Raw genomic sequence first — 8845 nt, 5'->3', positions numbered from 1 at the left:
CTGCTCACGTGCAATCTTAGACACCGCTTCAATATCCGTTAGCTCAGCCAGCGGGTTGGACGGTGTTTCCATGAAGAACATGCGCGTGTTCGGGCGGATCGCCGCACGCCACGCATCCAGATCGGTCGGGTCAACAAAGGTGGTCTCGATGCCTGCACGTGTCAGGTATTTGTTGAACAGAGATACCGTCGAACCAAACACACTGCGAGAGCAGACAACATGGTCGCCGTGCTGAATCAGCGCGATACCCACCGCCATGATTGCCGCCATGCCGGATGAAGTTGCAACAGCACGCTCCGCGCCTTCCAGTGCCGCGATGCGACGCTCGAACGCCTGCACTGTAGGGTTGGTGAAGCGTGAGTAGATATTGCCCTCTTCTTCACCACCAAAACGCGCCGCTGCCTCGCGGGCAGATGAGAACACGTAACTTGAAGTCAGGTAGATCGGGTCGCTGTGTTCACCTTCATCGGTGCGACGCTGGCCCGCACGTACTGCCAGCGTATCGAAGGCGTAATCATCGCCTTCACACTGGATACGCTCTTCTCGTACGAAACCAGGCTTATGCCTAGGCGATTCATCAGACGATCTTGCTGTGCAGATCAGACGATTCGTTACTTTTCACTTGCTGCCCGTTCTCTTCAGCTTTCGCTGAGTCATTACGCTTCTCTTCCAATCGATCCAGGTAAGTCTGATCGATATCACCTGCTACGTATTTGCCATCAAATACACAGGTATCGAAATCCTGAATTTCAGGGTTGCCGGCCAGAACGCTCTCTTTCAGGTCTTCTAGATCCTGGTACAGCATCCAGTCACAGCCAATCTCGTTTGCGACTTCTTCATCGGTACGCCCGTGAGCGATCAGCTCGTAAACGGACGGCATGTCGATACCGTACACGTTTGGATAACGTACGGCTGGCGCTGCAGATGCGAAGTACACCTTCTTGGCACCCATATCACGTGCCATCTGCACGATCTGCTGAGAGGTGGTACCACGCACAATGGAATCATCTACTAGCATTACAACCTTGTCTTTGAACTCCATCTCGATCGGGTTCAGCTTGCGACGTACAGATTTCTTACGCTGCTCCTGCCCCGGCATGATGAAGGTACGGCCCACGTAACGGTTTTTGATGAAACCTTCGCGGAATTTCACATCCAGGTGGTAAGCCATCTCCAGTGCAGAAGTACGGCTGGTATCCGGAATCGGGATAATCACATCGATATCGTGTTCCGGCATTTCACGCAGCACTTTCTCTGCCAGCTTCACACCCATGCGCATACGTGCTTTGTGCACGGACACTTCATCGATGATGGAGTCCGGACGTGCCAGGTATACGTATTCGAACAGACATGGTGTCAGACGGCTGTTCTTCGCACACTGCTGTGTCTCAACTTTGCCGTCCATGGTGATGAAGATCGCTTCGCCCGGCTCGATGTCACGAACCAGTTCAAAACCAGCGACGTCCAGCGCTACACTTTCGGATGCAACCATGAACTCTTCTTCGCCGTTCTCCAGAACGCGCTTGCCGTACACCAGTGGACGGATACCGTTCGGGTCACGGAATGCCAGAATGCCGTAGCCTGTGATTACTGCTACAACGGCGTAACCACCTTTAACGCGGTCGTGAACACGCTCTACCGCTGCGAAAATATCAGAGGATTCTGGCACCAGTTTACCCTGACGCTGCAGTTCGTGAGCGAACACGTTCAGCAGCACTTCAGAGTCAGATGTAGTGTTGATGTGACGCAGGTCGGCACGGAACATCTTCTCGGCCAATTCTTCTGCGTTGGTCAGGTTACCGTTGTGTGCCAGCGCTATGCCGTACGGAGAGTTCACGTAGAACGGCTGCGCTTCTGCAGAGCTGGAGGACCCTGCAGTAGGGTAACGCACGTGACCGATACCCATGTTGCCACCCAGGCGTTTCATGTGACGGGTACGGAACACTTCGTTCACCAGACCGTTGTCTTTACGCAGGAAGAAACGATCACTTTCACAGGTCACCATACCTGCAGCATCCTGGCCACGGTGCTGCAGCACCGTCAGGGCATCAAAAATGGACTGGTTAAAATAGGATTTGGCAACAATGCCGACAATACCGCACATCCGAACTCACCTCGAAGGGAAATGGTAATCTCAAAAATTTTATTCTTAGCGTCCTGCGTTCCAGATCAGATCTGCAACTTCACCTGCCACATCCCTGGTCCAGGCTTCCATTAACGCAAAGTGGGGAATCAGCTGGGACTCACGCCACCAGGAATCTTGTGCTGCAGGCGTCTCGCCTGCCAACATAACCAGCACGACCACGATCAATCCGCCACGCGCAGCACCAAAGGCCATACCCAGCATACGGTCGGTTGCGCTGAGCCCGGTTGCTTCCACCAACATACCAAACAGCTGCCCGATCAGGGCACCAACGATGAGGGTGACAATAAACAGACTAGCAAAGGCCGTGGCAACACGGAGAGAAGGGGTTTCGATATAAGGCTGGAGAACATCCGTCATCGGTGTCACAAAGGTGCGAGCCACCATAAAGGCCGCAACCCAGGTAAGCAGAGAGAGCGCCTCTTTTACAAATCCGCGACGAATACTAAATAAACAGGAGATGGCGATGATCGCCACGATAGCCCAGTCAGCCCAATTCATTTTCTGTAACTACCCTAAAAAGATGCGCGCATTCTACCAGAGGCCTTTATCTTCAGCGAGTGGAGAAACGCACGATAATACCGTCCAGGTTCAGGTCTTTTTTAAGCTTGGTTTTAAGTGCTTCAAGCTTTGAACGCTGGAAATCAGGGCCAACATAAACTTTGACCAGTTTACCGTTTTTGCGAGTGTACACTTTATGGCCGGCATCAATCAGCTGGCTGCGCAGTTCTTTCGCATTTCCTTCATCACTGAAGGTGGCCAACTGCAATGTCCATGCAACCGGTACACCCTGTTTATCAAGCGTTGGTTTCTCTTCATCAACACTGATAACAGGTTTCTTGGTTTCAATCTTTTTCACCAGCTCAGCAGACTTTTTCGGAGCGGGCGCCGGGGGTTCCGGCGCAGCCATTGCACTGGTATCCGGCAGTGTCTTCGACTGCGGCTCGATTGTCACCACTTCCGGCAACGGCGGCACAGCCGGGATCGCGGACTCCAGATGGCGCTCCCGGTAACCGTCACCGTTAAAGAACAGGGGAAACAGAATACCGGCTGACATCACAATTACCACCAGACCAATCAACCTGTATTTCAGCTTCTCTTGCATAGTTATTCATCCACTCCAAGATGATCGAGGGCATCACTCACTGTGAAAAATGACCCCGCGACCAGCAAACTATTTTCCTTGGTCAACTTATCCTGCGCTGCATCCAACGCATCAGCCACAGTACCAAAGCAAGCACAACGTCCGGCGTCCATTTCAGTCGTCAAGTGAGCCGCCAAAGCCTCCGCTTTCTGACCTCGCGGTACATTGAGGTCAGCCAGATACCAGTATGACACTTGTGGGCGCAAAATCTCGATAACCGATGCAAAATCCTTGTCTCCCAGCATACCCAGCACCATATGAACTTCCTGACCTTTGGCCGCCAGACGCGCAGCCAGAAGTTCTGCCGCTTCAGGGTTGTGCGCCACATCCAGCCATGCGGTGCCGTTGGCCAGTGCCACACGTTGCATACGACCGGTCATGGTTGCCTCTTCAAGCCCCGCCCGGATTGCATCAACAGACACATCAAGACCGGCGACGGCCAACACCTGAAGTGCAGTTGCGGCGTTAGGCAACGGCAGCGTTGGCATCGGCAGGTTTTCCAGCTTCAGTGTTTCTCCGACCGGACAAACACCCTGCCAGTTCCATTCCTGTCCGTCTACCTGGTAACTGAACTGCTTGCCCACCTGATAGAGCACTGCACCGGTCTCAGCTGCAACCTCAGCGACCGAATTAGTAGGATCAGCCTCACCGCATACAGCGGGACGCTGCGCTCGGAAGATACCGGACTTTTCGCGACCGATCACTTCGCGATCGTCACCCAACCAATCCACATGATCGATGGCGATACTGGTCACCACAGACACATCTGCATCCACGATATTCACCGCGTCCAGACGGCCACCCAACCCCACTTCCAGCAGGATCACATCCGGCTCTTTACGGCCGAAGATCTCAAGTGCAGCCAGCGTACCGTACTCAAAGTACGTCATCGGGATGTCTTTACGCGCATCGGTAATGGTCTGAAATGCCTGGCACAACTCCTCGTCGGAAATGTTCCGGCCGTTCAGGCGGACACGCTCGTTGTACTTACGAAAATGCGGAGAGGTGTAGCAGCCGACGCTGTAACCTGCCTTACCCAGAATGGTTTCCAGATAGGTCACGGTTGAGCCTTTACCATTGGTACCGGCAATGGTGATCACCTTGGATTTTGGCGTGCGCACACCCATGGCGTCCGCCACCTGGCTAACACGTTCCAAACCCAGCTCAATCTCTGCCGGATGACAGGCCTCAATCCAGGAGAGCCATTCATCAAGGGAAAAACCGTCGGTTACCTGCGTCATAATTACCTACTACAAGAAACAGAAAAGCCGGCAGCGTAATGCCCCTGCCGGCTATTTTTTATTGCACGTTTGTCACGCAATCCAAGGAACGATCAATTCCGGATCAGGCTGCTGGCTGACGAGTCAGCTTACGCAGAATGGAATCCAGACGCTCACGCATCTCGTGACGGTGGATAATCATGTCCACCTGGCCGTGTTCCAGCAGGAACTCACTGCGCTGGAAACCTTCCGGCAGTTTTTCACGTACCGTCTGTTCAATTACACGAGGGCCCGCGAAACCAACCAGCGCCTTAGGTTCGCCGATGTTCAGGTCCCCCAGCATCGCCAGACTTGCAGATACGCCGCCGTATACAGGGTCGGTCAGCACAGAGATGTATGGAATGCCCTGCGCTTTCAGTTTTTCCAGTACAGCACTGGTTTTCGCCATCTGCATCAGGGAGAACAGTGCTTCCTGCATACGTGCACCGCCGGATGCGGAGAAGCAGACCAGAGGAATCTTCTCTTCCAGGCTCACTTTAGCCGCACGCACAAAACGCTCGCCTACGACTGCGCCCATGGAACCACCCATGAACTGGAATTCGAATGCGACTGCAACAATTGGCTGTCCGTTCAGCTCACCGCGCATTGCGATCAGCGCATCTTTTTCTTCAGTGGACTTCTGCGCCGCAACCAGACGGTCTTTGTACTTTTTGGAGTCCTTAAACTTCAGGCGATCTACCGGCTCCACCTCTGTCGCAAGCTCAGTACGGTTCTGCTCGTCCAGGAACAGTTCCAGACGCTTACGCGCGTTGAGGCGCATGTGGTGATCACACTTAGGACAAACGCTCAGGTTCTTTTCCAGTTCCGGACGGTACAGTGGCGCGTCACATTTAGGACACTTTTTCCACAGACCTTCTGGAATGTTGGAACGCTTGGTTTCATTGCGAACCAAAGAGGGAACGATTTTTTCCAGCCAGTTACTCATGTATGTTTTTCCAAATCTTTACTTAAGCGTCAGTTCTTTCACGCGTCCATCGCAGTACGCAGCTCAGCCACAATAGCAGAGACCTGTGCAGGGATCTCGTCCTGCTGAGCTACCAGCGATGCAATCTTGTTTACCAATACGCTGCCCACGATTACACCGTCAGCAACGCCGGCTACCGCCTTGGCAGACTCGGCATCCTTGATACCAAAGCCTACGCCGATTGGCAGATCCGTATATTTACGTACAACGTCCAGCTTGTCCGCTACCGCCTGAACATCCAGCGCCGCAGAACCGGTCACACCTTTTACAGACACGTAGTACAGGTAGCCGCTACCCGCTTTACATACCTGCTCTACGCGACTCTCTTCGGTGGTTGGCGCCAGCAGATAGATCGTATCCAGGCCGTTTGCCTTCATTGCCTGATCAAACTCGCCTTCGGCTTCTTCCGGCGGCAGATCAACGATCAGCGCACCATCGACGCCAGCAGCGGCGGCTTGCTCGGCGAAAGACTTATAACCCAGTACTTCCACCGGGTTCAGGTAGCCCATCAGTACCACAGGGGTTTCCTGGTCCTTCTCACGGAAGGTTTTCACCATCTCCAGCACGTCCAGCAAACGGGTGCCGTGCTTCAGAGAGCGCTCACACGCCAGCTGAATGGTCGGGCCGTCAGCCATCGGGTCAGAGAACGGGATACCCAGTTCAATAATATCCGCACCCGCCTCAACCATGGCGTGCATGGTTGGCACGGTTGCGGCAGGAGCCGGATCACCTGCTGTGATGTAAGGGATCAGGGCCTGACGACCCTGCTCATTCAGGCGTTCAAAACACGCTGCAATTCGATTCATGTTCTTTACCGTCCTTAAGGTCCGAAAATCAGACCTGGATACCGTCGATCTGTGCGACGGTATGAATATCTTTGTCACCACGACCAGACAGGTTAACTACGATGATCTGGTCTTTATCCATCTCTTTCGCCATCTTCATCGCATGTGCGACAGCGTGGCTGGACTCGATAGCTGGCATGATACCTTCAACACGGGTCAGCGTACGGAACGCATCCATCGCTTCATCGTCGTTGATCGCGACGTACTCGGCACGGCCCACATCTTTCAGGTAAGAGTGCTCCGGGCCTACACCCGGATAATCGAGACCGGCAGAAACGGAGTGAGTTCCCAGGATCTGACCGGCGTCATCTTCCATCAGGTAGGTACGGTTACCATGCAGAACACCTGGACGACCAGCGGTCAGCGGTGCTGCGTGTTGGCCGGACTCTACGCCATAACCGCCCGCCTCTACACCAACCATGCGCACATCCGCATCTTCGATGAACGGGTGGAACAGACCAATGGCGTTGGAACCACCACCCACACAGGCAACCAGCGCATCCGGCAGGCGACCAGCCTGTTCCAGACACTGGGCACGCGCTTCACGACCGATCACGGACTGGAAATCGCGCACCAGCTTCGGATACGGGTGTGGACCCGCTGCAGTACCGATGATGTAGAAGGTATCGTCGACGTTGGTTACCCAGTCACGCATCGCTTCGTTCATCGCATCCTTCAGGGTGCGGGTACCGGATTCTACAGAGATCACCTCTGCACCCAGCAGTTTCATGCGGTATACGTTCAGCGCCTGACGCTGCACGTCTTCAGCACCCATGTAGACCTGACACTTCAGGCCCAGTCGTGCTGCTACAGTTGCAGAAGCAACACCGTGCTGACCGGCGCCGGTTTCAGCGATAACGCGTGGCTTACCGGTGTATTTTGCCAGCAGCGCCTGACCAATGGTGTTATTTACCTTGTGAGCACCGGTGTGGTTCAGGTCTTCACGCTTCAGGTAGATCTGCGCGCCACCGCACAGTTCAGTCAGATGAACCGCATGGTACAGCGGAGACGGACGACCAACATAGTGTGCCAGATCGCGGTCAAACTCAGCCTGGAATTCTGGGTCTCGCCACAAACGCTCATAGGTCTCCTCCAGCTGCTTCAGGGCAGCCATCAGGGTCTCGGAAACAAAACGACCACCATAGGGACCAAAGTGCCCACGTTCATCGGGCATCTGCGCAATTGTGGAAAGATCAGTCTTGATAGGCACGGTTAACCTCTTGAGTAAACTTCACTACTTTATCTTTATCTTTAATCCCTTTGCTGGCTTCTACGCCACCGCTGACATCAACGGCAAAGGGACACACGGTTTCGACCGCTCTACGAATGTTGTCCGGGTTCAGACCACCCGCCAACACAATCGAACTTCTTACCTCTGCCGGGATACGGTCCCAGTCAAAGGATTCACCTGTTCCGCCCGGTACACCTGGACGGTAGGCATCTAACAAAACGGCTGCGGCGCTGGAGTAACGCTGACACTCCGCAGCAACATCAACGTCCGGCTTCATCCGGATCGCTTTCATGTAAGGACGGGAAAACTGCTCACAGTACGCCACATCTTCGTCGCCGTGGAACTGCAACAGGTCGATGCCGGTTTCATCAATGACACGCTGCACAAACTCAGGGGCAGCATTCACGAAAAGTGCCGTACTGGTAACGAAGGCAGGTAGACCACGAATGATTTCAGCAGCTTGCTCGACACTCACATTACGCGGGCTTGGATCATAAAACACAAAGCCCAGTGCATCTGCACCAGCCGCCACAGCAACGTCGGCATCCTCTTGGCGTGTGATACCGCAAATTTTGATACGTGTTCTATTCACGGTGTAGTGCTCACCAAAGGCCCGTCCGGAAAACCCAATATACTATCAGATGCTTACGGCCAGCGTTAGTCCAGAGCAGTAAGGAAATACGGCCCCAGATCGGATTTTGGCAGGTCAAATTCGTCAGGGTATTTAACATCGACAAAATAGAGACCATACGGCGGCGCAGTCACCCCACCCTGGCGTCGATCCTGCGCTTCCAACACCTCTTTCGCCCAGATCGGCTCGGCTTCGCCACAACCTATCTTCATCAGTACACCTGCAATATTCCGCACCATATGATGAAGGAATGCATTCGCCGCCACATCGATGACGATCAACCCACCACTTTGATAGACGTTGAGTTCGCGCACTTCGCGAATGGGGCTGTGCGCCTGACAGTTTACGGCGCGATAGGAGTTGAAGTTGTGCTCACCAACCAGGTACGCGGCACCTGCGTTCATGCGATCCACATCCAGGGATTTGTAGGTCCAGGTAACCCCTTTCGCCAGCAATGCGGGCTTCACCGGCGCGCTCAGGATGACATAGCGGTACCGACGCTGCTGCGCGGAGAAACGCGCATGGAAACTTTCCGGCACCTCAACGGCCCACTTAACGGCAATATCATCCGGCAGTTTGGTGTTGGTGCCCATCACCCAGGCACGCG

At 54.2% G+C, this 8845-nt stretch carries 11 protein-coding genes; all 11 read right to left on the bottom strand.

The features are described 5' to 3' along the window. Nucleotides 1-498: aminotransferase class I/II-fold pyridoxal phosphate-dependent enzyme (locus ACEQ15_RS17690; RefSeq protein ID WP_370280581.1), on the bottom strand; the 498-nt coding region annotated here is incomplete at its 3' end. Then, complete coding sequence (locus ACEQ15_RS17685) at nucleotides 435-578, bottom strand: hypothetical protein (protein WP_370280579.1); 144 nt, start codon at nucleotides 576-578, stop codon at nucleotides 435-437. The genes ACEQ15_RS17685 and ACEQ15_RS17690, both read right to left, overlap by 64 nt. Then, the gene (purF, locus tag ACEQ15_RS17680) at nucleotides 578-2104 is read right to left on the bottom strand and encodes an amidophosphoribosyltransferase (RefSeq protein ID WP_370280577.1); all 1527 of its coding nucleotides are present in this window, start codon (nucleotides 2102-2104) and stop codon (nucleotides 578-580) included. The genes ACEQ15_RS17685 and purF overlap by 1 nt, the downstream gene beginning before the upstream one ends. A gap of 45 nt (nucleotides 2105-2149) precedes the next feature. Beyond that, complete coding sequence (locus tag ACEQ15_RS17675) at nucleotides 2150-2644, bottom strand: CvpA family protein (RefSeq protein ID WP_370280576.1); 495 nt, start codon at nucleotides 2642-2644, stop codon at nucleotides 2150-2152. A 52-nt stretch (nucleotides 2645-2696) separates the two neighbouring features. Then, nucleotides 2697-3248, bottom strand: a complete 552-nt coding sequence (locus tag ACEQ15_RS17670) for an SPOR domain-containing protein (protein ID WP_370280575.1) — start codon at nucleotides 3246-3248, stop codon at nucleotides 2697-2699. A gap of 2 nt (nucleotides 3249-3250) precedes the next feature. Further along, nucleotides 3251-4528, bottom strand: a complete 1278-nt coding sequence (folC, locus tag ACEQ15_RS17665; RefSeq protein ID WP_370280574.1) for a bifunctional tetrahydrofolate synthase/dihydrofolate synthase — start codon at nucleotides 4526-4528, stop codon at nucleotides 3251-3253. A 103-nt stretch (nucleotides 4529-4631) separates the two neighbouring features. Next, on the bottom strand, nucleotides 4632-5492 hold the full coding sequence (accD, locus tag ACEQ15_RS17660; protein WP_370280573.1) for an acetyl-CoA carboxylase, carboxyltransferase subunit beta: 861 nt from the start codon (nucleotides 5490-5492) through the stop codon (nucleotides 4632-4634). A gap of 38 nt (nucleotides 5493-5530) precedes the next feature. Further along, nucleotides 5531-6337 (bottom strand): tryptophan synthase subunit alpha, encoded by an 807-nt coding sequence (gene trpA, locus ACEQ15_RS17655; protein WP_370280572.1) that lies wholly within the window; start codon nucleotides 6335-6337, stop codon nucleotides 5531-5533. Between the two features lie 28 nt (nucleotides 6338-6365). Then, nucleotides 6366-7550, bottom strand: a complete 1185-nt coding sequence (gene trpB, locus ACEQ15_RS17650; RefSeq protein WP_370280580.1) for a tryptophan synthase subunit beta — start codon at nucleotides 7548-7550, stop codon at nucleotides 6366-6368. A gap of 19 nt (nucleotides 7551-7569) precedes the next feature. Continuing rightward, nucleotides 7570-8199 (bottom strand): phosphoribosylanthranilate isomerase, encoded by a 630-nt coding sequence (locus ACEQ15_RS17645; protein ID WP_370280571.1) that lies wholly within the window; start codon nucleotides 8197-8199, stop codon nucleotides 7570-7572. A gap of 65 nt (nucleotides 8200-8264) precedes the next feature. After that, nucleotides 8265-8845 (bottom strand): tRNA pseudouridine(38-40) synthase TruA (locus ACEQ15_RS17640; RefSeq protein ID WP_370280570.1); only part of this gene is annotated, 581 nt, incomplete at its 5' end.

It is taken from the genome of Pontibacterium sp., assembly GCF_964228735.1.
In the GTDB taxonomy this organism is placed as follows: Bacteria; Pseudomonadota; Gammaproteobacteria; order Pseudomonadales; family Balneatricaceae; genus Pontibacterium.
The sequence above is the reverse complement of the archived record's forward strand: the minus strand, read 5'-3'. Positions and strand labels throughout refer to the sequence as shown.